22 protein-coding genes and 1 riboswitch are annotated in these 22,970 nt (G+C 62.6%); of the genes, 20 read left to right on the forward strand and 2 right to left on the reverse strand.

The features are described 5' to 3' along the window. The first annotated feature begins 1 nt into the window (after position 1). The 3 genes from glcF to KUL25_RS18710 all read left to right on the forward strand — a co-directional run bounded on the left by glcF (position 2) and on the right by KUL25_RS18710 (position 2,938). Positions 2-1,330, forward strand: a complete 1,329-nt coding sequence (gene glcF / locus KUL25_RS18700; RefSeq protein WP_257894278.1) for a glycolate oxidase subunit GlcF — start codon at positions 2-4, stop codon at positions 1,328-1,330. Positions 1,331-1,479: 149 nt separating this feature from the next. Then, on the forward strand, positions 1,480-2,334 hold the full coding sequence (locus KUL25_RS18705) for a trypsin-like serine peptidase (protein ID WP_257894279.1): 855 nt from the start codon (positions 1,480-1,482) through the stop codon (positions 2,332-2,334). 142 nt (positions 2,335-2,476) lie between these two features. Continuing rightward, a complete protein-coding gene (locus KUL25_RS18710; RefSeq protein WP_257894280.1) occupies positions 2,477-2,938 on the forward strand; it encodes an Hsp20 family protein in 462 nt (153 codons plus the stop codon). 52 nt (positions 2,939-2,990) lie between these two features. Here the strand turns inward: KUL25_RS18710 and KUL25_RS18715 are convergent, their stop codons facing one another. Both KUL25_RS18715 and KUL25_RS18720 read right to left on the reverse strand, forming a co-directional pair. Next, positions 2,991-4,427, reverse strand: coding sequence for a Hint domain-containing protein (locus tag KUL25_RS18715; protein WP_257894281.1), 1,437 nt, complete (start codon positions 4,425-4,427; stop codon positions 2,991-2,993). Between the two features lie 128 nt (positions 4,428-4,555). After that, the gene (locus KUL25_RS18720; protein WP_257894282.1) at positions 4,556-5,434 is read right to left on the reverse strand and encodes a hypothetical protein; all 879 of its coding nucleotides are present in this window, start codon (positions 5,432-5,434) and stop codon (positions 4,556-4,558) included. A gap of 141 nt (positions 5,435-5,575) precedes the next feature. On the opposite strand from KUL25_RS18720, the gene miaB reads away from it, so the two are divergent. The 17 genes from miaB (at position 5,576) to rpsA (ending at position 22,956) form a co-directional block, all read left to right on the forward strand. Beyond that, complete coding sequence (gene miaB, locus KUL25_RS18725; RefSeq protein WP_257894283.1) at positions 5,576-6,889, forward strand: tRNA (N6-isopentenyl adenosine(37)-C2)-methylthiotransferase MiaB; 1,314 nt, start codon at positions 5,576-5,578, stop codon at positions 6,887-6,889. Positions 6,890-7,676: 787 nt separating this feature from the next. After that, positions 7,677-7,976 (forward strand): OmpA family protein, encoded by a 300-nt coding sequence (locus tag KUL25_RS18730; protein WP_257894284.1) that lies wholly within the window; start codon positions 7,677-7,679, stop codon positions 7,974-7,976. Positions 7,977-8,003: 27 nt separating this feature from the next. Then, positions 8,004-8,366, forward strand: a complete 363-nt coding sequence (locus tag KUL25_RS18735) for a hypothetical protein (RefSeq protein ID WP_257894285.1) — start codon at positions 8,004-8,006, stop codon at positions 8,364-8,366. 209 nt (positions 8,367-8,575) lie between these two features. Further along, a complete protein-coding gene (locus KUL25_RS18740; RefSeq protein ID WP_427854461.1) occupies positions 8,576-9,604 on the forward strand; it encodes a PhoH family protein in 1,029 nt (342 codons plus the stop codon). 320 nt (positions 9,605-9,924) lie between these two features. After that, positions 9,925-10,407 carry an rRNA maturation RNase YbeY gene (ybeY, locus tag KUL25_RS18745; protein WP_257894286.1) on the forward strand — a complete coding sequence of 161 codons (483 nt, stop codon included), beginning with the start codon at positions 9,925-9,927 and terminating at the stop codon, positions 10,405-10,407. Positions 10,408-10,453: 46 nt separating this feature from the next. Then, a complete protein-coding gene (locus KUL25_RS18750) occupies positions 10,454-11,362 on the forward strand; it encodes a transporter associated domain-containing protein (protein WP_068363966.1) in 909 nt (302 codons plus the stop codon). Continuing rightward, positions 11,359-12,855: an apolipoprotein N-acyltransferase gene (gene lnt / locus KUL25_RS18755; RefSeq protein WP_257894287.1), complete on the forward strand. Its 1,497-nt coding sequence runs from the start codon at positions 11,359-11,361 to the stop codon at positions 12,853-12,855. The genes KUL25_RS18750 and lnt overlap by 4 nt, the downstream gene beginning before the upstream one ends. 32 nt (positions 12,856-12,887) lie before the next feature. Beyond that, a riboswitch (SAM-SAH riboswitch) is annotated at positions 12,888-12,934 on the forward strand. A gap of 6 nt (positions 12,935-12,940) precedes the next feature. Further along, positions 12,941-14,122, forward strand: a complete 1,182-nt coding sequence (gene metK, locus KUL25_RS18760) for a methionine adenosyltransferase (protein ID WP_068363961.1) — start codon at positions 12,941-12,943, stop codon at positions 14,120-14,122. 18 nt (positions 14,123-14,140) lie between these two features. Continuing rightward, on the forward strand, positions 14,141-14,596 hold the full coding sequence (locus KUL25_RS18765; protein WP_257894288.1) for a hypothetical protein: 456 nt from the start codon (positions 14,141-14,143) through the stop codon (positions 14,594-14,596). A gap of 34 nt (positions 14,597-14,630) precedes the next feature. Continuing rightward, on the forward strand, positions 14,631-15,344 hold the full coding sequence (trmB, locus tag KUL25_RS18770) for a tRNA (guanosine(46)-N7)-methyltransferase TrmB (RefSeq protein WP_257894289.1): 714 nt from the start codon (positions 14,631-14,633) through the stop codon (positions 15,342-15,344). A gap of 242 nt (positions 15,345-15,586) precedes the next feature. Further along, a complete protein-coding gene (gene aroA / locus KUL25_RS18775; RefSeq protein ID WP_257894290.1) occupies positions 15,587-16,939 on the forward strand; it encodes a 3-phosphoshikimate 1-carboxyvinyltransferase in 1,353 nt (450 codons plus the stop codon). A 242-nt stretch (positions 16,940-17,181) separates the two neighbouring features. Then, positions 17,182-17,403 (forward strand): hypothetical protein, encoded by a 222-nt coding sequence (locus KUL25_RS18780; RefSeq protein ID WP_257894291.1) that lies wholly within the window; start codon positions 17,182-17,184, stop codon positions 17,401-17,403. A 7-nt stretch (positions 17,404-17,410) separates the two neighbouring features. After that, on the forward strand, positions 17,411-17,878 hold the full coding sequence (locus KUL25_RS18785) for a hypothetical protein (protein ID WP_257894292.1): 468 nt from the start codon (positions 17,411-17,413) through the stop codon (positions 17,876-17,878). A 119-nt stretch (positions 17,879-17,997) separates the two neighbouring features. Continuing rightward, positions 17,998-18,489, forward strand: coding sequence for a hypothetical protein (locus KUL25_RS18790; protein ID WP_257894293.1), 492 nt, complete (start codon positions 17,998-18,000; stop codon positions 18,487-18,489). Beyond that, the gene (locus tag KUL25_RS18795) at positions 18,486-19,100 is read left to right on the forward strand and encodes a (d)CMP kinase (protein WP_257894294.1); all 615 of its coding nucleotides are present in this window, start codon (positions 18,486-18,488) and stop codon (positions 19,098-19,100) included. The genes KUL25_RS18790 and KUL25_RS18795 overlap by 4 nt, the downstream gene beginning before the upstream one ends. A 214-nt stretch (positions 19,101-19,314) precedes the next feature. Further along, entirely contained in the window at positions 19,315-20,718 is a 1,404-nt protein-coding gene (locus KUL25_RS18800) for a KAP family P-loop NTPase fold protein (RefSeq protein ID WP_257894295.1), read from the forward strand. Between the two features lie 561 nt (positions 20,719-21,279). Then, positions 21,280-22,956, forward strand: coding sequence for a 30S ribosomal protein S1 (gene rpsA, locus KUL25_RS18805; RefSeq protein WP_257894296.1), 1,677 nt, complete (start codon positions 21,280-21,282; stop codon positions 22,954-22,956). Positions 22,957-22,970: the final 14 nt, after the last annotated feature.

Below are 22,970 nucleotides of genomic sequence, written 5' to 3' on the forward strand. Positions count from 1 at the left end.
CATGCAAACCACCTTCACGCCAGAGCAGTTGAAAGACCCAGCCACCGCGCGCTCCAACGAGATTCTGCGGTCTTGCGTCCATTGTGGGTTCTGCACCGCAACTTGCCCAACCTACCAGGTTCTGGGGGACGAGTTGGATAGCCCGCGCGGGCGAATCTACCTGATCAAGGATATGCTGGAGAACAACCGGCCTGCCGACGAGAAGACAGTGAAGCACATCGACCGTTGCCTGTCATGTCTGGCGTGCATGACGACCTGCCCCTCGGGGGTGCACTACATGCACCTGGTCGATCACGCGCGCGAGTATATCGAGCAGACTTACAAACGCCCGAGGTTCGAGCGTGTCTTGCGGTGGACCCTGGCGCAGATCCTGCCGTATCCCACGCGGTTCCGGCTGGCGCTTCTGGGGGCCAAGATCGGGCGTCCCTTCGCGCGCCTGATGCCCGACGCGCGTCTGCGGGCGATGCTGGAGATGGCACCGGATTATATCCCTCCGGTCAGTCGCAATGACGATCCGCAGACGTTTCCGGCCAAGGACAAGAAGATGCGTGTGGCGCTGATGACGGGCTGTGCCCAAAAGGCGCTGAACACGGATATCAACGATGCGACGATCCGGGTCCTGACGCGGCTTGGCGCCGAGGTTGTCGTCGCCGAGGGCGCAGGGTGTTGTGGGGCGTTGACGCACCACATGGGCAAGACCGAGGAAAGCCACGGGACGGCGGCGAAGAATATTCGCGCCTGGGCCAAGGAAATGCGCGGCGAGGGGTTGGACGCGATCGTGATCAACACCTCGGGCTGCGGCACGACGGTGAAGGACTATGGCCATATGTTCCGAGAGGATGCGGCGCTGGCGGAGGACGCGGCAGTCGTGGCGGGATTGGCCAAGGACATCAGCGAAGTGCTGATCGACCTGATGCCCGAGGACGTGGTGCAGAAAAACGGTGAGGGGGTGCACGTGGCGTATCACGCGGCCTGTTCGCTCCAGCATGGGCAGCAGATCAAGACCTATCCCAAGGACCTGTTGAAGCGCGCCGGGTTCAAGGTGTTGGAGCCTGCCGATAGCCACCTGTGTTGCGGGTCGGCGGGGACCTACAACCTGATGCAGCCTGAGATTTCGGGGCAGTTGAAAGAGCGCAAGGTGCAGACGTTGGAAGCCACGCGACCCGACATCATCTCGGCCGGGAACATCGGCTGCATGATGCAGATCGGCGGCGGCACGGATGTGCCGATTGTCCACACGGTGGAGTTGCTGGATTGGGCGACGGGTGGTCCGCGTCCGGCGGCACTGGACCGCGACCGGGACGAGCCCTTGGTGCCGATGCTGCGTTAGGGGCCAAGGAGGGGCAGGCGCGCAGGCGGGCGTCCCACCCAGCCACCCCGCCCGCCTCCGCGCCTGCGGGGCGGGTGTTGGCGGCCCATGGTCATATTCTTGCCCTGCTTCCCAGGTACCTCCGTGGCACCATGTCAGGAGGGTCATCCATGAAGCGGGCGTTTGTCGCGGGAATTCTTTGTTTTCTGGGGGTCGCACTTGGCGGTCCCGGCGCGGTGCAGGCGCAGGGCCTGCCACAGGTGCAGCTTTCGGAAGGGCACGGCAACCTTCGGGCATTGACCCCCGGCACCGAGGCGCAGGTCTGGCGCGCCGTTGGGCGCCTGGATTCGGGCGTTTCTTTTTGTTCGGCCACGCTTATTCGTGAGAATCTTGTTCTGACCGCGGCCCATTGCGTGTATCACCCCGCCACATCCCGCGCCTTCGAGCCGGCTGATTTGACGTTTCTGGCGGGGCTGCGCAACGGTCGTGCGGAAGCGATCCGCGGTGTCCGCCGGATCATGATCCTACCAGACTATCGGCCGGAAGCGGGCCCTGATTTCGAGATGATCGGTCGCGATGTCGCCCTGCTGGAGTTGGCGATGCCGATCTCGATGGCGTCCATCACGCCCATCTCGGTGGCGCAGACAGCGTGGCGCGAGGGGCGGGTAACGGTTGTGTCCTACGGGCGCGACCGGGAAGACTACGCCTCCATCGAAGAGGGGTGCGAAATCCTGGAAAGGCAGGATTCGGTTCGATCGCTTAGCTGTGAAGTGGTGTCGGGGGCCTCGGGCTCGCCGGTGCTGCGGGTCAATCAGGGGCGCGCCGAGGTGGTTGCGGTGATCTCGGCCAGCGCACAATCGGGTGATGATGATGTCTCGCTTGCGGTGACCTTGGATGACCACCTGTCCACGCTTATGGCGCAGTACCAAGGCGGTGCGGTGCGGGCGACGGGCGGCGGCCTGTCGCTGCTGAACCGGGGTGGCGACGCGCGATCTGACATTGGCGCGCGGTTTATTCGGCCCTGATCGCCAAGGGCTTGAAACCCGCTTTCTGCCTTCCCAAATTCATCCTGTCGGTGCCGCCTAGCGGGCCGACACCCGTAACAGGGCCTGCGCCTGATGGTCAGGGCGGCCCCTCATATCGTTATCGCTCAATGGAGGATGACCCATGCGAACCTATGATTTTTCCCCGCTCTACCGTGCCACTGTCGGCTTTGACCGTGTGGCAGACATGCTGGACCGCGTCTTGACGCAAGACGCCGGCCAATCGACCTACCCGCCCTACAACATCGAAAAGCTGGACGAGAATTCCTACCGGATCTCGGTGGCCGTGGCCGGGTTTTCGGACGCGGACCTGAACGTGGAACAGCGCGAGCATCAGCTTGTGATTTCCGCCAAGCGTGAGAAGGACGAGGACGCGCGCACCTATCTGCATCGTGGCATTGCCACACGTGCCTTCGAGAAGCGCTTCCAACTGGCCGACCATGTCCGGGTGACACAGGCCGTGGCCGAGCACGGAATGCTGCACATCGACCTTGTGCGCGAAGTGCCCGAAGCGCTGAAGCCGCGCCGGATCGAGATCGGCACCAGTGGTACCCGCGCGATCGAAGCGGACACTGTCGAAGCCTGATGGCCTGACACGACACCCGAAAGGCGGCCCCCACAGGGGTCGCCTTTTTCGTTCAGGCGGACTTCAGGCGGCGGGGACGCACGCCCTTACGCTCGATCCGGCGGGCGGGCTCCATGCCGATGGCATGATCCAACATGCGCCGGGCGGCCTTGGTTTGCCGCGACAGACTGCGCGACGTGACAAGCAGGCTTTCGACCCAACACCCGGCGGCCTGAATGACGGAATGACGCTCCATCACGACGTTGAGGTATTCGGCCCGTTTCTTGCCGCGCATCCGGCGTATGCCCTTGTGGCCAATCAGCTTGATGGCGGGGACCAGAACCTCTTCCCCGGTCTCTTCGATCACCTGAAGGACACGGTGTTGCGGCGACAGGATGAGGTCGGTTTGCGGTTGATTTTCCCCCAGTGCCCCGGCCGGGATCAGGATCGGCTTGGCCTTGTCGTCGCGGGTCTTGAACACCATGGTTTCGCGCACCACGAGACGCAGGGCCTGCCAGCCGTGGTCCTTGGTCCAGAGAATATCGTCGGGGCGCAGGTCTTCGATCGCGACCCCGCCGCGTTCGGTCAGCATCAAGGTGCCTGCCAGAAAGAAAACGGGGCCTGCGGAGAACGAGAAGTTGGACGCGTTGACGTCGTCGCGCTCGAACCCGCTCAGCTGCAGCGTTTCACCGTTGTCGAAGGTAATCAGCGTGTTGTCGCCGCCGGACATCCGGTCCAACATGTCCTGATAGCTGCTGATCTCGGCCATATCAAAGGCGATCACGTCGTTCGATCCGAAGCCGTTTATCACATCACTTCCGTGGCCATCGCGGTACACGAACGTCTCATTTCCCGACCCGGCCTTGATCGTATCGTCGCCAGCTCCGGCCTCCACCACATCGTTGCCAGACCCGGTTTCGATGTAATCGTCGCCGTCGCCACCGATGATGGTGTCATCGCCGCTTCCCCCTTTTATGCTGTCGTCGTCGTCGCCCCCGAAAAGACGGTCATTCCCTGAACCGCCGGTGATCGTATCGTGGCCTTCGTCGCCGTAGACCGTGGCACTATCGGACCCGACCGAGATCTTGTCGTGGCCAGCCCCGCCTTCGATCATATCGTTGCCTTGGCCCGTGATGGTGTCGTCGCCGTCACCGCCATCAATCAGGTCCGCGCCGTTGCCGCCTTCGATCTTGTCGCTACCGCCGCCGCCGTCGATGGTGTCATTGCCATCGCCCCCCTTGATTTCGTCATCGCCGTAGCCGCCGAAAATGACGTCATCGCGATCTTCGCCCTCCAGTTTGTCGTTGTCACTGCCGCCATCTATGGTGTCGTTGCTGGTACCGCCCTTGATGTCTTTCGTCCCGGAATTGCCGACAAGCGAGTCATCTCCGGCGTCGCCATCCAGCGTATCGTCACCGCTGTTGCCAATGATCGTATCATCGCCGTCGAGACAGTTGTTGTTGTCATTGCCTGATGCACCCGTGATGGAATCGTTTCCATTGGTCGCCATTGAACCGTCCTGATCGAATTTAAGGTCGATCAGAGAGCTGGACCAAAATGGCTAACGTCAGTTTAGGACGATCACGCGAAATCCTTAGAATTCGCGGTAAAACTGGTCTGGTTTTGGGGGCTTTGGGGTCAGAACCATTGCCCCGGTTCCATCAGGCCCAACTCCATCAACTGCATGGAGGACCAGTGGAATTGGGTGGATTTGTGCCAGCGGAAATCTGGAATGTCGTGGCGCGATCCGGGGTTGGTGCGCAGCGCCTTGGCCACCCGGAATGAGCAGATCGAGGCCGACAGCGAATGGTGCCAGGGGCAGGCGTAGGTGTTCAGTTCTTCATCGGACAGCGTGTGATCCTCGCGCAGGGTCAGGCCCGGCGCGGCGCGGAACAGTCCCACGCGGTCGATCTTGCGTTTGGGTTTGGCGACGTGTTCCTCGAACCGCCAGCGCAGGCCGCCGTAGAAATTCAGCTGACGTTCCATCACTTCATCCAGTTCCGGCCCGCCGCGCCGCGTCTCGGCGTAGTAGCCCGAACTGTCGAGAAGCGCGCCGTCCAGGTCGACGGCATTGGGATGCGCGCTCAGGTCGCCCGCATAGAGATCCACGACATAGGTCAGCACCGACTCGCGCCGTTCCTCCATCACCCAGGTGACCAATTCGCCGATCGTGCGATCCTCGCAGAACGGATAGAACAGGTATTCGCCATTGTAGCAGTAATGGATCCACTGGCCGGGCACCTTTTCGATCAAGGCATTTACCACGGCTTGCGTGGCGCCGAGCTGGCGGGACGGGTGGCGGATAATGTGTTGCAGGCATTTGGCTCCCTTGGGGGCGTCGGGCACCGCCACCTCATCGGGGGCGAGGATGAAGATCGCCTTGAAGGCCAGCGAATGCAGGTGATCAAGGCTCGAGGCAAGCTCCACCCGGTCCTCCGCGATCAGGATGGCGAAGGGGCCTTTTGCGAAGCTCGCGTCGGGGGCGGCTTTGAAACTGGAGAGGCTGTCGAAGTTCATCTTTGGATGCTGCTCGAATTTTCAACACAAGATGCCTGCCTGCGCCGGATTTTGCAATCGCGCCATCGGTTGAACCGGAGGCCCCCGCACGATAGACCCCATCCGTTGCGATTTCCTTGATCCCGCGTGAGGCATCCCCCGATGACCAAGAAGCTGTTCGTTAAGACCTATGGCTGTCAGATGAACGTCTATGACAGTGAGCGCATGGCCGAGGCTTTGGGCGCTGAGGGGTATGAACAGGTCAGCACCCCCGAGGGCGCGGATATGATCCTGCTCAACACCTGCCACATCCGCGAGAAAGCGGCAGAGAAGATGTATTCCGAGCTGGGGCGCCTGCGGCCCCTGCGCGACGCGAACCCGGACCTCAAGATCGGCGTGGCGGGCTGTGTGGCGCAGGCCGAGGGGGAAGAGATCATGCGCCGTCAGCCGCTGGTCGATCTGGTCGTGGGGCCGCAGACCTACCACCGCTTGCCGAAGATGATGGAGGCGGTGAACGCGGGTGAAAAGGCGCTGGATACGGATTTCCCCGAGGAAGACAAATTCCTGAAATTGCCGAAATCCCGCGCGACGCGCGGCCCGACGGCGTTCCTGACTGTGCAGGAAGGCTGCGACAAGTTTTGTGCCTTCTGCGTGGTCCCCTACACGCGCGGGGCAGAGGTTTCGCGTCCCGCCGAGCGTCTGATGGCCGAGGCCCGCGACCTGGTGGATCGTGGCGTTCGCGAGATTACCCTGCTGGGGCAGAACGTGAATGCCTATCATGGCGCGGGGCCGGACGGCACCTGGGGCCTTGCGCGCCTGATCCGCGAGATGGCGAAGATCGACGGGTTGGATCGTCTGCGTTTCACCACCTCGCACCCCAACGACATGGAAGACGACCTGATCGCAGCCCATGGCGATTGCCCTGAGTTGATGCCGTATCTGCACCTGCCCGTGCAGGCGGGCAGCGACAAGATCCTCAAGGCGATGAATCGCAAGCATACGGCGGATCAATACATTCGCCTGATCGAGCGTATCCGCGCCGCAAGGCCAGATTTGCACCTGTCCGGTGACTTCATCGTCGGCTTCCCCGGCGAAACGGAAGAAGACTTTCAGGCGACTTTGGATCTGGTCGAAACGGTCGGCTATGGCACCGCCTATTCGTTCAAATACTCCGCCCGTCCCGGCACACCTGCGGCAGAACGCAAGGGGCAGGTCAGTGACGCCGAAGCGGGTGAACGCCTTCAACGCTTGCAAGCGCTTTTGACGACCCAGCAGCGCGCGGCACAGGACGCGATGGTGGGACGTCGCGTGAAGGTGCTGTTCGAAAAGCCGGGCCGCAATCCCGGCCAGATGATCGGCAAATCCGACTACCTGCACTCGGTCCACGCGGATGGCCCTGACACCCTGCGCGGGCAGATCGCCGAGGTCGAGATTGTCGAAAGCATGACGAACTCGCTGACCGGACGGCTGGTCTAGGCCTTACCGGCGCGGTCCGGACGGTCGACCGCGCGCGCATTGCGGCAGGCGCAAGCAGAAGTGCGCGCCCCCGAGGGCAGAGATCCGCATTTGACTGCGGATGTGCCCAAAGCTGAACAGGCCGTTAACACGTTGGCGCCATCACGAATTCTGGGCTGGTCTAGATTCGCAAACGGCAGAAACAAACGGAACCGATTCGCCTGATCGTCTCGTGTTTAAAGACATTAGCGCAAAAAAATGCGAGCTTGGCAGGACTACCTCTAGCGCGTTTCATTACCCAATAGGCAAAAATGGACGAATCGCCCGCCTGCTGTTTCCGAATCCGCAACTCCGGCACCAATAAACCTCTTCCCAACATGGGATAAGTTGCTATCCTTCTGAAATATACACGTTTTCTGAATCAGCGCTGCAAGCTGGCCGGAATGACGCAGGAATCAATTGATCGAAGCCCTCCGCGCAGCACGTGTCTTTGGGATTCGGAACTAAGGGGGATGCACGAGTGATTGACGCTCTGACACGCGGTTTGACGCGGGGAATGATTAGCACGCTTGGCGTTGCCGCCCTGGTTGCGGGGGCGTTTATGGCCACCTCGACTCCGGCGGCCGCACAGCAGCAGATTATCGTAAGCGGGCAAGTTTAGCCGGGCCTTTGGGTTGACCCCGACGGGTGTCTGCACTGGGTCGCCGACGGTGGCATCGAAGGCTACATGGAAGGCCGCGTGAACCCCGAGAACGGGATGCCGGTTTGCCTGGATGTGAACCCATGCGGCGTCGCGAACACCGACACTATGTTCCACACTGACAGCGCACGTCTGACCGGCTCCGGCCGTCAGTACCTGCAACAGTTCTTCACGCAGGCCGGGGCCTATGCCTACGCCATCTACGGCCACACCGACAGCCGCGCCTCGGACGAATACAATATGCGCCTGAGCGAGCGTCGTGCCGCTGCCGTGGCCAACGTAGCCCGTTCCGTCGGGGCGCGCATCGCCCGTGAAATCGGATATGGCGAGCGTCGCCCCGTCGCACCGAACGATTCGGCTGCGAACATGCAGCGCAACCGCCGCGTCGAAATCGTGTGCTACCGCTAAGGCGGAGGAAGGGACTACAAGATGAACATGTTTAAACTTCCTTTGCTGATCGCGGCACCTCTGGCCTTGATGGGCTGTGTAGAGAACTTCGAAGGCGTGGGCCCTGCCCGCGTCGGTCCCAATGGCGAGCCGCCGGTGGTCGCCATCGGTGAAGACCGGGGTCGGGATGCGGGATCGCTTTCGCGGCTTGAGGCGGGCATTTATATCGATCCCGATGGCTGCCATATCTGGATGATCGACGACGGCCTTGAAGGTTATTGGTCGCGCCGTCTGGACCCGCGCTCGGGTCTGCCGGTCTGCACCGAACCCGCGCCGCGCGGCTCGATCATCGGCGATTACTCATCGGGGAGCCCGGGCATTGCGGATCGCGTGCCGCGCATCCGCAACTGACCGCGCACCAGTTGTTTGCGAACGGGTGGCCCTTGGGTCGCCCGTTTTGCGTTAAAAGGGGGCAGGGTTGGTGGTCCATTGGGCCCATGCATACGAAATATTGGTGACAGACCTCTTTGGTGTGTGGACAACACCCCGCCCTGACGCCAGACTCGATCCATCGCGCGCCTCGGGTGGTCCGGGACGCCTCAGCCCAACCGGAGAAGTCTTTGGCAATCAACACGCTGCCCCCCTCGGACCCGTCCAGCGCCCCGTCTGTTGCCCCCGAATCCCTTGAGCGAACCATAGAGTTTTCTGACAATCGGCTGCTAATCGAACTTTGCGGCGAATACGACCGCAACCTGGCGCAGGTCGAGCAGTTGGTCTCGGTCCAGATCAATCGGCGCGGAAATATCCTGGCGATCCTGGGCGAGGCGCGTGACCGCGCAGCCGAGGTCCTTCAGGGCCTTTACGAGAGGTTGGAGCAGGGCAAGCAGGTGGAACCCGGTGATATCGACGCGGCCGTGCGGATGGGCGGATCGGCGGCTGGAACGGGCGTGCGCGACGGTGACCAGATCGAGATGTTCAAGGGCGGCACGCTGGAGATCGGTACCCGCAAGAAAACGGTCGAGCCGCGCACCAAGGCGCAGCAGGACTACGTCCGTGCGCTGTATGACAACGAATTGGCTTTTGGCATCGGGCCCGCCGGCACAGGCAAGACCTATATCGCCGTCGCCGTTGCCGTGAACCAGATGATGAGCGGTCATGTCGACAAGATCATTCTGAGCCGACCGGCGGTTGAAGCTGGTGAGCGCCTCGGCTTCCTTCCCGGCGACATGAAGGACAAGGTCGATCCCTACATGCAGCCGCTCTATGACGCGCTGAATGACTTTCTGCCGGGCAAGCAATTGGCGAAGCTGATTGAGGAAAAGACCATCGAGATCGCGCCGCTGGCTTTCATGCGCGGTCGGACTCTGTCGAACGCCTATGTGGTGCTGGACGAGGCGCAGAATGCGACCTCGATGCAGATGAAGATGTTCCTGACGCGGTTGGGGCAGGGGTCCCGCATGGTAATTACCGGGGACCGCACGCAGGTGGACCTGCCGCGTGGCGTGACCTCGGGCCTGTCCGATGCGGAACGCATTCTCAAGGATGTGCCCGGGATCGGCTTCAACTACTTCACCGCCAAGGACGTCGTGCGTCACCACATGGTCGCCAAGATCATTCAGGCCTACGACAAGGACGGACCTGTCGGCTAGCCACATGCGGCTAGAAGGGGCCTTGGTGTCGAGGGTTTAGTTGTCTTTCTCGCGTTTGCGCAGCAGCCACGATACGGAAATCCATCCAATGACGGTGAGGGCCAAGAACAGCTCAAGATGCTGAAAGTCTGCGATGGCGCGACTCATGTCCATTAATATGCCTGTCGTGTTCATGGGCCTGCCTCGCACGTTTTGATTCTTGTTTGATCCCCGACGATGGCGAAACAATGTGGTCAAATTGGGGCGTTTGTTTCGATTTGGTCCGCATTCCTTCCGTAAGATGCGTTGCGCAAACCACCGCAGCGCCCTAAGTCCGCGCCATGGAGATCGATATTCTGACAGAAGCGCCGCAGTGGGACGCGCTTGATCTTGAGGGGCTGGCGCAAGCGGCTTTCACCGAGGCATTGCGGGATCTGTCGCTTGATCCTGATGCCTTCGCGCTCTCGATCCTGGCCTGCGACGATGTCCGCATCGCCACGCTGAACACCGAATTCCGCGGCAAGCCCACGGCGACAAACGTGCTAAGTTGGCCCACCGAGGACCGCGCGCCGGACGTTCCCGGCACGATGCCTGATCTTGCTGGCCTTCTGGAAGAACTCGGCGATCTGGCGCTGGCCTATGAAACCTGCGCGCGCGAGGCGCGCGACGGCGGCAAACCGTTTGCCGATCACGTGACCCATTTGCTTGTGCATGGCCTGTTGCATTGTCTTGGTTTCGACCACGAAACCGACCCGGACGCCACGCTAATGGAGGCGACAGAGACGCGGATACTTGCCAGACTAGGGGTCCCTGACCCATATTGAATGTGTAGGGGCGATTTCGGCCCGGTTTTACTTTTGGAAAGGAGCCATGAGCTCAAACCCTGATCCGTCGTCTCCCGCGGCGCGTGGCGCGCCACCCAGCGAATATGAGACCGACGAAGATTCCCCGGCCCAGAGGCCCGGGTTTTTCGCCCGTTTTTTCGGCGCCGAAACGTCGGGGACAGACCCCGATGACGAGGTTCTGCCCGATGATCCATCTACCCCTCAAACGCTCGGCCCCCGGTTGCCCGGCATCTCCAACCTGCGACGGATGCGGGTGGAGGATGTGGCGATTCCACGGGCCGAGATCACCTCGGTTGCCAGTGATACAAACCTGCCCGATCTGGTGCAGGTGTTTCGCGACAGCGGCCTGACGCGCCTGCCGGTCTACGACGGGACGCTGGACGAGCCTATTGGCCTGGTCCACCTCAAGGACATCGCGTTGAGCTATGGGTTCAACGGCGGCGATGAGCCCTTCATCCTGTCCGAAAGCTTGCGGCCCGTGCTTTATGTGCCGCCCTCGATGCCCATCGGTGTGCTGCTGACCAAGATGCAGGCGGATCGGATCCACATGGCGCTGGTGATCGACGAATACGGCGGTGTGGACGGTCTGCTGACCATCGAGGATCTGATCGAACAGGTCATTGGCGAGATCGAGGATGAACACGACATCGAAGAGGCGCAGCCTTGGATCAAGGAAGAAGATGGCGCCTTTCTGGCGCTGGCACGCGCGCCGCTTGATGAATTCGAATCCGAGATCGGGCTGGATCTGGTTGATGAGGAGGAAGAGGAAGAGGTCGACACCCTTGGCGGCCTCGTATTCCTTCTGACGGGCCGCGTGCCTGCGCGGGGAGAGGTCGTGCCACATCCCTCAGGCGTGGAGTTCGAGGTGATCGATGCAGATCCCCGCCGCATCAAGCGCCTGCGCGTTCGGCTGCCGTCCGAGGCCGCTGAGTGACATCACTCGGTCGCTGGCAGGCCCGCGCGCTGGCGGTCTTCGCGGGGGGCGTGGCGGCGTTGGCCTTGCCGCCGTTCAATGCGTGGTACGCGATCTTTGCTGCCTTCGCGCTGATCGCGGCGCTTGTGGCCACGGCCGAGACGCCGCGCGGCGCGGCTTGGCGGGCGTGGGCCGCTGGCGTGGGGTGGTTTGGCGTCTCGATGCATTGGATCGTGCAACCGTTTTTCGTGGATGCCGCCGTAACGGGCTGGATGGCCCCCTTCGCCCTCGTCCTGTTGGCGGGGGGCTTGGCGCTGTTCTGGGGGCTGGCCGGATGGGCCGCGGCACGGGTCAGCGAAGGCCCCGGGCGCGCGTGGGTCTTTGCCGGGCTATTGACTCTTTTGGAGGCGCTTCGCGGTCACATCTTCACGGGACTGCCATGGGCGCAGCCCGGCCACGGCTTGATCGACAGCCAGGCGCTGGCCCTGTCGGCCCATGTGGGTCCGCATGGATTGACGCTACTGGTCCTGTTTGTGTCGGCAGCCTCTGCCGTGATCTACCTCTACAAGGGGCCGACGTGGGCGGGGGTGCCGCTTGCCTTCGGGCTGGCTCTTGGCCTTGTCCCCATGGCCGCCCCCGCGCCCGCGCCCGCGGCGGAAGCCCCCGTTTTGCGTATCGTGCAGATCAATGCCCCCCAGCATCTGAAATGGCAGCGCGACATGGTCCCGGTGTTCTTTGAGCGTGGCCTGACACTCACGGCCAGCGCGCCGGGGCCGCTTGGCGCACCGGATCTGGTGATCTGGCCCGAGACCAGCCTGCCCGAGATCCTGGACCGCTCCGACCTCGCGCGCGCGCGGATCGCGGAGGCCGCTGGCGGGGCCGAGGTGTTGATCGGCGGTCAACGCTATGCGGGGCTGGAGCCACGCAACATGCTGGCGTATCTGGCGGCGGATGGCGGTATCGCCAGCGTTTACGATAAGCACCACCTTGTGCCCTTCGGCGAATACCTGCCCCTGCGCGGACGGGCGGAGGCCCTTGGCCTGCAAGGCCTCGCTCAGCAGCTGTCGGGGGGGTATCGTCCGGGGGAGGGTCCGGGCGTGATGGATCTGGGCCCGCTTGGGCGCGCCTTCCCGATGATTTGCTACGAGGCGATTTTTCCGGGCTACATCCGTGCGGTCGCCCGCCCTGATTGGATGGTGCAGGTTACCAATGATGCCTGGTTCGGCAGTTTCGCCATGCCCTACCAACACCTCGCGCTGGCGCGCCTGCGCGCGGCGGAACAGGGCTTGCCCCTGATCCGGGCCGCCAACACGGGCGTCTCGGCTGTGATCGATGCGCGGGGCGAGGTGACCCATTCCCTGCCAATGGACACCCAGGGTACCCTTGACGCCCGTCTGCCACCTGCCTTGCCGCCAACGCTTTATGCCCGAACAGGCGACCTGCCAGCGCTGATTCTTGCGATATTTGTCACATTGTCCGGACTAGCCGTCGCGCGCGCCCGTTCGCCCCATTGATTGCGGCGTGAAAGGCGCGTAAGCGGCGGATAACCCCTCCACAACGGCTTCCTGGCGTGGGGGAAATATTAATGGAGCACTCCCCATGGCGCGTAATAACTACCTGTTCACCTCGGAATCCGTGTCCGAGGGCCACCCCGATAAGGTCTGCGACCGGATTTCCGACGCAATCCTCGATGCATTCCTGTCCGAAGAGCCCGAAGCGCGCGTCGCGTGTGAGACCTTCGCCACCACCAACCGCGTTGTCATCGGCGGTGAAGTGGGGTTGAGCGATCAGGACAAGTTGCACGAATACATGGGCAAAGTGGACCCCATCGTGCGCGCCTGCATCAAGGAAATCGGCTACGAGCAGGACAAGTTTCACCACGAGACGGTGGAAATCACCAACCTGCTGCACGAGCAATCCGCCCACATCGCACAAGGCGTCGATGCGGCCGACAACAAGGATGAAGGCGCTGGCGACCAGGGTATCATGTTTGGTTATGCCGTGGCCGAGACGCCCGAGTTGATGCCCGCCCCGATCCACTACGCCCACGCAATTCTCAAGCGGTTGGCGGATGTGCGCAAATCGGGTGAGCAGGCGGTCCTTGGCCCAGATGCGAAATCTCAGCTATCGGTGCGCTACGTGGACGGGATGCCTGTGGGTGTCAGCTCTATCGTTCTGTCGACCCAGCATCTGGACGAGTCGCTGACATCGGCGGACGTGCGCGCAATCGTGGAGCCTTACATCCGCGAGGAATTGCCCGAGGGTTGGATTTCCGCCGATACCGAATGGCACGTGAACCCCACGGGCAAGTTCGTCATTGGCGGGCCCGATGGCGACGCGGGCCTGACGGGCCGCAAGATCATCGTGGACACTTACGGCGGTGCCGCGCCCCATGGGGGCGGTGCGTTCTCGGGCAAGGATCCGACCAAGGTGGACCGCTCGGCGGCTTATGCCGCGCGCTATCTGGCGAAGAACGTGGTGGCTGCGGGCCTGGCGCATCGCTGCACGATCCAGCTGAGCTATGCCATCGGCGTTGCCAAGCCGCTGTCGATCTATTGCGACACGCATCAGACCGGGCAGGTCCACGAAGCCGAGATCGAGCGCGCCCTGGCCGAGGTCATGGACCTGACGCCGCGCGGGATCCGCACGCACCTTGGCATGAACCGCCCGATCTACGCGCGCACGGCGGCCTACGGCCACTTTGGCCGCGCCCCTGAGGCCGACGGCGGCTTCTCGTGGGAAAAGATCGATCTGGCCGACGCGATCAAGGCGGCGCTTTAAGCGCGGCTACATTCGGTGGTGGAACAAGAGAAGCCCCAGCTCTGGCGCTATGGATTGCGCCATGTGCTGGGGCTTTTTCTTTCAACGGTTCTGTTGGTGATCTATCTGTTCCTGGTGACGATAGCCGATGGCTGGGGCTCGCGCTTCGGGAACGGGTTCGGCGGCGGCGTTGCGCTTCTGGTTTGGGCGATTGTCCCGACAGTAGCTGTGGGGCGTTTGTTCGCGCGGCGGGAAGCCCGTATGATGGGATGGGGCGAGGCGCTGCGTATCGCGTTCCCTGCCTCGGTTCTGTTGAGCGTTTTCATTATCTGGACCGGGTTGGGGATGCGCAGCGATCGGCCTGAATTGCGCCTGAGTGACGGGCAGTTCTGGCTGCTGCATGTCGGATACATTGTCGTGGCATTCGGGTTCTTCACAGGCGCTTTGTGGCTACGGGCGCGTTTGGAGGCGCGCCGCTTGCGCGGTGAGGCTTGAGCCGGGGACAGGATCAAGCTACTCCGCCGCCATCATGACTGACCCGCATCCCAACCGCCCGCACCGCAATTTCTATGGCCGCCGCAAGGGCCATGACCTCCGCGATAGCCAAGAACGTTATCTGGCAGAGGATTTGGCACGCCTGTCGCCCGGCGCGGTTGATTGGGACGTGAACCCTGACCGGGTACCGTTGGACCTCGACAAGCGGTTCGGCGGCAAGGATGTGTGGCTGGAGGTCGGCTTTGGCGGCGGCGAGCATATGGTGCATCAGGCTGCCAGCAATCCGGACGTCGCGATCATCGGGTGTGAGCCGTACATCAATGGTGTCGCCATGCTGCTTGGGAAGATCCGGGAAGCGGGGGTTTCGAACCTTGCCGTCTATCCGGGCGACGCGCGCGATTTGTTTGATGTCTTGCCGGAAGGGTCAATCTCAAAGGCGTTCCTGCTGTATCCTGACCCCTGGCCCAAGGCGCGCCACCATCGTCGTCGCTTCGTGACGGCGGAGCATCTGGAGCCGCTTCACCGGGTGTTGAAAGAGGGGGCAAAATTCAGGGTCGCGACGGACATCAAGGACTACGTGCGCCAGACCATGGAAGAGGTCCCGAAGGCAGGGTTCGAGTGGTTGGCCGAGACCGCGCAGGATTGGCGGGAGCCTTGGGGCGACTGGTTGTCGACCCGCTACGAGCAGAAGGCGCTGCGCGAGGGCCGGGCGCCCCATTACATGACGTTTCGAAAAACGCGCGGCTAGACTGGGCTGCTCAAGCTTGAGCAAGGACGTAAGCCACGGAAAAATAGCGAAAAATAGAATCTGTTAAGACCCCGTTAACCCCTTATCACACCTTTGCCCACGGTTTTGGCGCAGGTCGGTGGCCTTCGGGGCCGGGGAGAGCTGAAAGCCCGTTTGGGGAGTGGACGCCCCTTGGCGTCGAAGGTATCAGGCCGATAGGTAAGTGGGCTTGACGCCTTGCCACACGAGAGGGAGAGACGGATATGTCCAGCCATGGTGATCCCAAACCGATGACATCCCGCAAGGGGGGAGCCCTGAAGGGCGTGGCGGAGGTGCCGGGCGACAAGTCGATCTCGCACCGGTCTTTGATCTTCGGCGCCATGGCCGTTGGCGAGACCCGCGTGACGGGGCTTCTGGAGGGGCAGGACGTGTTGGACACGGCCAGTGCCATGCGGGCGTTCGGGGCGCAGGTCACGCGCGAGGATGACGGAACCTGGTCGATCCATGGTGTCGGCGTCGGTGGCTTTGCAGAGCCGGAAGACGTGCTCGATTGCGGTAATTCGGGCACCGGGGTGCGCTTGTTGATGGGCGCGATGGCCACGACGCCGATTTCCGTGACGTTCACCGGCGATGCGTCTTTGCGCTCGCGCCCCATGGCGCGGGTCACGGATCCGTTGGCGCTGTTTGGCACGCAAGCCTATGGACGCGCGCAGGGCCGCTTGCCCATGACCTTGGTCGGTGCGGCGCAGCCGATGCCGGTGCGCTATGCGACGCCGGTGCCCTCGGCGCAGGTCAAATCCGCGGTATTGCTGGCCGGTTTGAATGCCCCCGGTGAGACCGTGGTGATCGAGGCGGAAGCCACGCGCGACCACAGTGAACGGATGCTGGCAGGCTTCGGTGCGACGATCTCCACCGAGGTGACGGATGAGGGCCGGGTGATCACGTTGCAGGGCCAGCCAGAATTGCGCCCGCAGGTCATCGCGGTGCCGCGCGATCCCAGTTCGGCCGCCTTCCCGGTTTGCGCGGCGCTGATCACAGAAGGGTCAGACGTGTTGGTGCCCAACATCGGCCTCAACCCAACGCGGGCGGGTCTGTTCGAGACCCTGCGAGACATGGGCGCGGACCTGACCTACGAGAACCCGCGTGAAGAGGGCGGTGAACCGGTGGCAGATTTGCGCGCGCGTTTCTCGCCCAACATGAAGGGCATCGAGGTACCGCCAGAGCGCGCCGCGAGCATGATTGACGAATATCCTATCCTGTCGATCGTTGCGGCCAATGCCGAAGGGCAAACGGTGATGCGGGGCGTCAAGGAGTTGCGGGTGAAGGAAAGCGACCGGATCGCCGCCATGGCGGACGGCTTACGCCTTAATGGTATCGAGGTTGAGGATGGCCCCGATTGGTGGATCGTTCACGGGCGTGGCCCCGGCGGTGTGGCGGGCGGCGCGACCGTTGCCACCCATCTGGACCACCGCATCGCGATGTCGTTCCTCTGCGCGGGCTTTGCCAGCCAGAAGGGCATCACCATCGATGATTGCGGCCCCATCGCCACCTCTTTCCCGATTTTCGAGCCGCTCATGAAGGCGCTTGGCGCGCGGCTGGAGCTTTCGAACCGCTGACCGGAAGGCGCGCCGGGGGGTGTTACTCTGCCGCGATGGTGTGGGCGTGGTGGTTGCTTGCATCTACCGGGACGCGCGCCAGACCGTCGCGGGCGGGCTCGGACGCGGGGCCCTTCACGTCGCACGCCGCCGATGGCGAACAGAAGTGTCGCCAGGGGAAGCTGCTGCCGGCGCCATGTGGCCTCCAGCCAGCGGTAGAACGGGTCGTTCGTCACGCGGTCCTCGATGTGCAGCGCGGGCGGATGGTCCAGGCGCTGTGCACAATGCATCTGCCACAGGGCATCGCACCAGAAGCCCACGTCATGTTTGGCGAAGGAATGGCAATCGGGTTGTTGCTGCTGCTGCTCGCGCATCTCGTGGATGTGGAACATCCCGATGGGGCCCGCCATGTCGACCAACGTGCCGAGATAGACCAGCGTGTATTCCAGCCAGCGCGGGGCGGCGAAGCTACGGTGGATCAGTAAGCGGTGCATGCCGACGGAATGCCCAAGGCACAGCGTCAGCAGCATCAGGACGAAGGTCACGCCCGCCACCGCCCATGACGGGAAGGCCACCACGCCGATGATCCCGGCCAGCGCCATGGAGCTGAACCACAGGGATTTCGTGGGGGCCCAAACGACGCGCCCTGCAACGGCAGAGCTGCCTCGCAGGGGGGCACGCGATCCGTCGCTTTCAGCATTCCTCCGTCGGCCATCCCTTGCACTTCCTCTATTCAACATTCATTCGTCGATCCTCGAATCGGCGGGCTTGATCTGGCGCAAGCGCGAGGGGCAGTTCATTCTCTACGGGATGGAGCAGGAACAACTGGCCGGGCACTTGTGGACGTTCATGCAAGAGGTCTGCCCGCCGTCGCGCGCGCTGCGTCGTGAGGTGCGCCAAGAGATGGACGCCAGCGCTGCGCCCGATGACGCGGCTTCGCCTGATCCCACCGCTCCTTGACGCTTTCCGCGTCGCCTCGCAGGATGGGCGTTGCGCACAGCGGGAGCGATAGCCATGACCGAACGGAGCGGAGCCTGCCCCCGTGGGGCGTATCACGTCATGACGGCACGCGTGTTGCCATGACCGGCACACGCGCAATCAAGGGCCTCGCGCTGTTGACGGGCATTCTTTACAGCGGCTTGGCCTGGCTTTGGTATGTGGAGCTGATCCCCGGCGCCGGGGGCCTCCACCCTTTCGACTCGCGCTTTTTCGGCTACACGGCGGCGGAAGGGCAGGCCTTTCTAAGCGCCCTCTCGGATGAGGCGCGGCAGGTCTACTTGGCTGATGTGCGTCTGCTCGATACGATCTTCCCGATCTGTTTGGCGGCGCTTCTGTCATGGCTGATGCTGCGCCGCGCGTCCGGACCCTGGAGGGCGCTGGCGATCCTGCCCGTCGCCTATCTGGCGACGGATCTGTTGGAGAACGCGCGCGTGGCCGCGATCCTGCTGCACGCGGCGCCGACGGACGAGATGATTGTCGCGGCCAGTCAGGCAACGGTGGCGAAATATGGATTTTTGATAATCAGCGCGATTGCACTGGGGGCCATATTTGTGACAACCAAGCGTCCATGAGGTTTACAGTCGCCATTGATGGGCCCGCCGCGGCGGGCAAGGGAACGATCGGGCGCGCGGTCGCCGATCACTTCGGGTTTGCACATCTGGATACGGGGCTTTTGTACCGTGCCGTGGGGGCGCGCATGTTGCGGGGCGAGCGGGCCGAAGATGCCGCCCTTGCCCTGACGCCCGAGGATCTGGCCGATCCCGACGCCCTGCGCGCGCCCGATGTGGCGCAGGCCGCCTCCAAGGTCGCGGTGATCCCCGAGGTGCGCGATGCCCTGCTGGCGTTCCAGCGCGCCTTTGCCCACCGCATCGGCGGCGCGGTTCTGGACGGGCGCGACATCGGCACCGTCATCTGCCCCCGTGCCGAGGTGAAGCTGTTCGTGACCGCCAGCGCCGAAGTGCGCGCGAAGCGCCGCTTGGACGAGCTGATGGGTCGCGGGCTTGAGGCCGAATACGACACCGTTCTGGCCGATGTCCGCGCCCGCGATGCCCGCGACACGGAACGCGCCACGGCGCCGATGATCGCCGCCGACGATGCCCTGACGCTCGACACCAGCGAAATGTCTGCGGAGGCTGCGATTGCGGCCGCGATTGCCGCCGTTCAGTCCAGAAAAAATGCGTGAGGCGGCGTAATTCGGCGTCCTGCGAGCAGGGGTGCTCAAGGTTGAGCATGGTTGCTAAGTATTGATTTGATTATATAAATTAGTTTTCTTAACCTTTTGTTGACGACTTTTCAGGGGGTCTAAAGACCTCAAAGGCAGACTGGCGCGGGGCTTGCCTGAGGCGTCTTGGTCTTCGTAATTTCGTCGGCCATCCAGACGACATGCGGGGCGCGGTATGACTAAGAAAACCTTTGATGACGACCACCTGGGGTTTGAGGCCCTGGGAGAGACCTTCACCAAGCTGGTGCAGTCGATGGAGGGGCCGAAGGTCATCTCCATCGAGGCTGGGTTCGGACGGGGCAAGACGTTCTTTCGCAAGCGTTGGGCCGGGCAATTGCGCGAGGCGGGCGAGGTCGTGGTGGAGATTGACGCGCGGCAGTCGGACCACTCGGGCGATCCGGTGGTGACGTTCATCGGGGCGTTGGTGGGGGCATTGGGGGAGCCTGATGGCGCGCGGGCCAAAAAATTCTGGGACGAAACCAAGAAGTGGGGCGGGGTTGCAGCGCGGTCCGTTGGCGGCATGGTCATGGGTAAGGCCGTGGACGGCGTGATCGAGGCGGCGGACGGCATTCTAACTGATGATGACACGCCGGACTTGTTGGACGATCTGGTCGAGGGCGCGGGCGAAGGGTTGTCGAAAGCCGCCAAGAAGATGATCGGCGCGCAATTGGCGGCAGAGAAGGCGCGGCAGGAGTTGCCCGCGCAGCTCAAGGGCCTGCTGGAGGCTTTGACCGAGGGGAAACCCAATAAGCGCGTGGTGATCCTGATTGACGAATTGGACCGCTGCCACCCCGACTATGCGATTCAGTTATTGGAATCGATGAAGCTGGTGTTCGATGAGAAGGGCTATGTCTTCGTGCTCATGGTGAACGCCGAGCATCTGGAGCGCATCGCGGCGCATCGGTTTGTGGGGTGGCACGACGAGAAGGACGACGCGGCGCGGGAGCCGTATTTGGACAAGTTCGTGGACATGCGGCTGACGTTGCCCGCGCCGGAGGAGAAGATTGCCGAGGCGGCACGGGCCTTTGCGATGGAGTTGCCGAAGCCGGACGTACCGTTCGGCGAGGGGCCGGAGTTTACGATTGAGCGTGCGGCTCAGGTGGCGGCGGATCTCGCGCCACTGAGCGGGCTGTCGATGCGGCAGATCAAGGGGGTGTTGTTGCGGGTGGAATTGGCGGTGCGGGCGTATCAGGGGTTGCCAGTGGATGTGCCGTTGTTGGTTTGGTTGGGGTTTGTGAACGCTGTTGATGGACCACGATTTGCAGCCAACGAAGCCCTCCTTCGCGCACGTATCCATCCTGATATTGGCGAAGAAATTGAGAGGAATGTTCGGCAGGCTGCCGTTGGTGAAGACTGGGAAAACGATGTGGAGAAACATATCCGTCCCGCGATGGAACATTTCGTTGCACGTCATTGCATGGAATTGAGCGAACTATCCGAACAAAGATATCGCCTTCCTGCACAACTTCGGCTTGGCGATTTGCTCAACACGACTGCAATAGTGTTTAGCCTCGCCCCTTGGTACATCCCCAGGCACCAATCCATGCTCGATCACGTCCATAGCCTCGTCGCTGGCTAGCTCACCCGGACCGGAACCAAGGCCCTTGGGCCGCCGGTCCATCCATTGCCTGTCAGGCGATTTGGCTTTGTCAAATCTGCCGTTAGGGGCCGTCTCGCCCCCCTCGGGGCCCCTCTCGGCATCTTTTGCGCTGCAAAAGAGCCTGCCGGGCAACGGGCGATTTTGCTAGCGTCTCGCGTTGCCGTCCGGGCGGAGTGTGTTTGGCTGCCATAAAGTGCCTAGCGACTTGGCGTGGATCGCCGCCCCGCGCGACGACGCTGGACCGGCTACGCGAGAGTCCCGCGCCCCTTGCAAACAAGGAAAACCCCGGCTATACGCGCGCCAGCCCAAGGCGGTGTATAAACCGGGGGCGGAGGATCAGGCAGGTGGGATGCGTTCCCACCTTCTTTCGTTTTCGGCGGCACCACAGGGGATTTCCCGCGCTCAAGTAGCCCGAAGGGCGGTAGCGCAATAAGACGACCAACCGCCCTCAAGTAGCGCGAAGCGCGGTAGGGCAAATAAACCAAGACCGGCGGAGACAACCGCGCGGCCAGCATCAAATTGATAGGAAACAGACGCCACATGGCAACAGCATCAATGGAGGAATTCGAAGCCCTCCTTAACGAAAGCTTCGAAATCGACACGCCGGACGAAGGCTCGGTGGTCATGGGCAAGGTTATCGCAATCGAAGCGGGCCAAGCCATCATCGACGTCGGCTACAAGATGGAAGGCCGTGTCGAGCTTAAAGAATTTGCGAATCCCGGCGAAGCACCCAACATCAATGTGGGTGACCAGGTCGAAGTGTTCTTGCGCAACGTCGAGAACGCCCGGGGCGAGGCCGTGCTGTCGCACGAAATGGCCCGCCGCGAAGCCGCCTGGGACCGTCTGGAGAAGGCCTATGCCGCAGAAGACCGTGTCGAAGGCGCGATCTTTGGCCGCGTGAAGGGTGGTTTCACCGTGGATCTGGGTGGCGCGGTTGCGTTCTTGCCGGGTTCGCAGGTCGATGTCCGTCCCGTCCGCGATGCGGGTCCGCTGATGGGCCTCAAGCAGCCGTTCCAGATCCTGAAGATGGACCGTCGCCGGGGCAACATCGTTGTCTCGCGCCGTGCGATCCTTGAAGAGTCCCGTGCCGAGCAGCGCGCCGAGGTGATCGGCAAGCTGAACGAGGGCGACGTCGTGGACGGCGTGGTCAAGAACATCACTGAGTACGGCGCCTTCGTCGACCTGGGCGGTGTGGACGGCCTGCTGCACGTGACCGACATGGCATGGCGCCGCGTCAACGACCCCAAGGAGATCCTGACCATTGGCGAGACCGTCAAGGTGCAGGTGATCAAGGTCAACAAAGAGACGCACCGCATCAGCCTTGGCATGAAGCAGTTGCAGGACGACCCGTGGGATGCCGTCGCGGCCAAGTACGCGCTGGATACCGTCCACACGGGCCGCGTGACGAACATCACCGATTACGGTGCGTTTGTTGAGCTGGAAGCCGGTGTTGAGGGCCTCGTGCACGTGTCCGAGATGTCCTGGACCAAGAAGAACGTACATCCGGGCAAGATCGTTTCCACTTCGCAGGAAGTTGAAGTGATGGTGCTGGAGATCGACACCGTGAAGCGTCGCGTCTCGCTTGGCCTCAAGCAAACCCAGCGCAACCCCTGGGAAGTGTTCGCCGAGAGCCATCCCGAGGGCACGCAGGTTGAAGGTGAAGTCAAGAACATCACCGAGTTTGGTCTGTTCGTGGGTCTTGAAGGCGAGATCGACGGCATGGTCCACCTGTCCGACCTGACGTGGGAAGGCCGTGGCGAAGACATGATCGGTGAGTTCCGCAAGGGCGACATCGTGAAGGCCGTCGTCACCGAGGTCGACACCGACAAGGAGCGCATTTCGCTGTCCATCAAGGCAGTTGACGGCGATCCCTTCGGCGAGACCATCGAAGGCGTCAAGCGCGGCTCGATCATCACCGTCGAAGTGACGGCGATCGAAGAGGGCGGCATCGAGGTGGATTACGAAGGCATGAAGTCCTTCATCCGTCGTTCCGACCTGTCGCGTGACCGGTCCGAGCAGCGCCCCGAGCGTTTCCAGGTTGGCGACAAGCTGGACGTCCGCGTCACCAACATCGACGCCAAGTCCCGCCGTCTGGGTCTGTCGATCAAGGCGCGTGAGATCGCGGAAGAGAAAGAGGCCGTGGAACAGTTCGGCTCCTCTGACTCCGGTGCATCGCTGGGCGATATCCTTGGCGCGGCGCTGAAGCAGGACGACTGAGCTTAGGCCACAGA

The sequence above is a fragment of the Gymnodinialimonas phycosphaerae genome, from assembly GCF_019195455.1.
Lineage (GTDB): Bacteria > Pseudomonadota > Alphaproteobacteria > Rhodobacterales > Rhodobacteraceae > Gymnodinialimonas > Gymnodinialimonas phycosphaerae.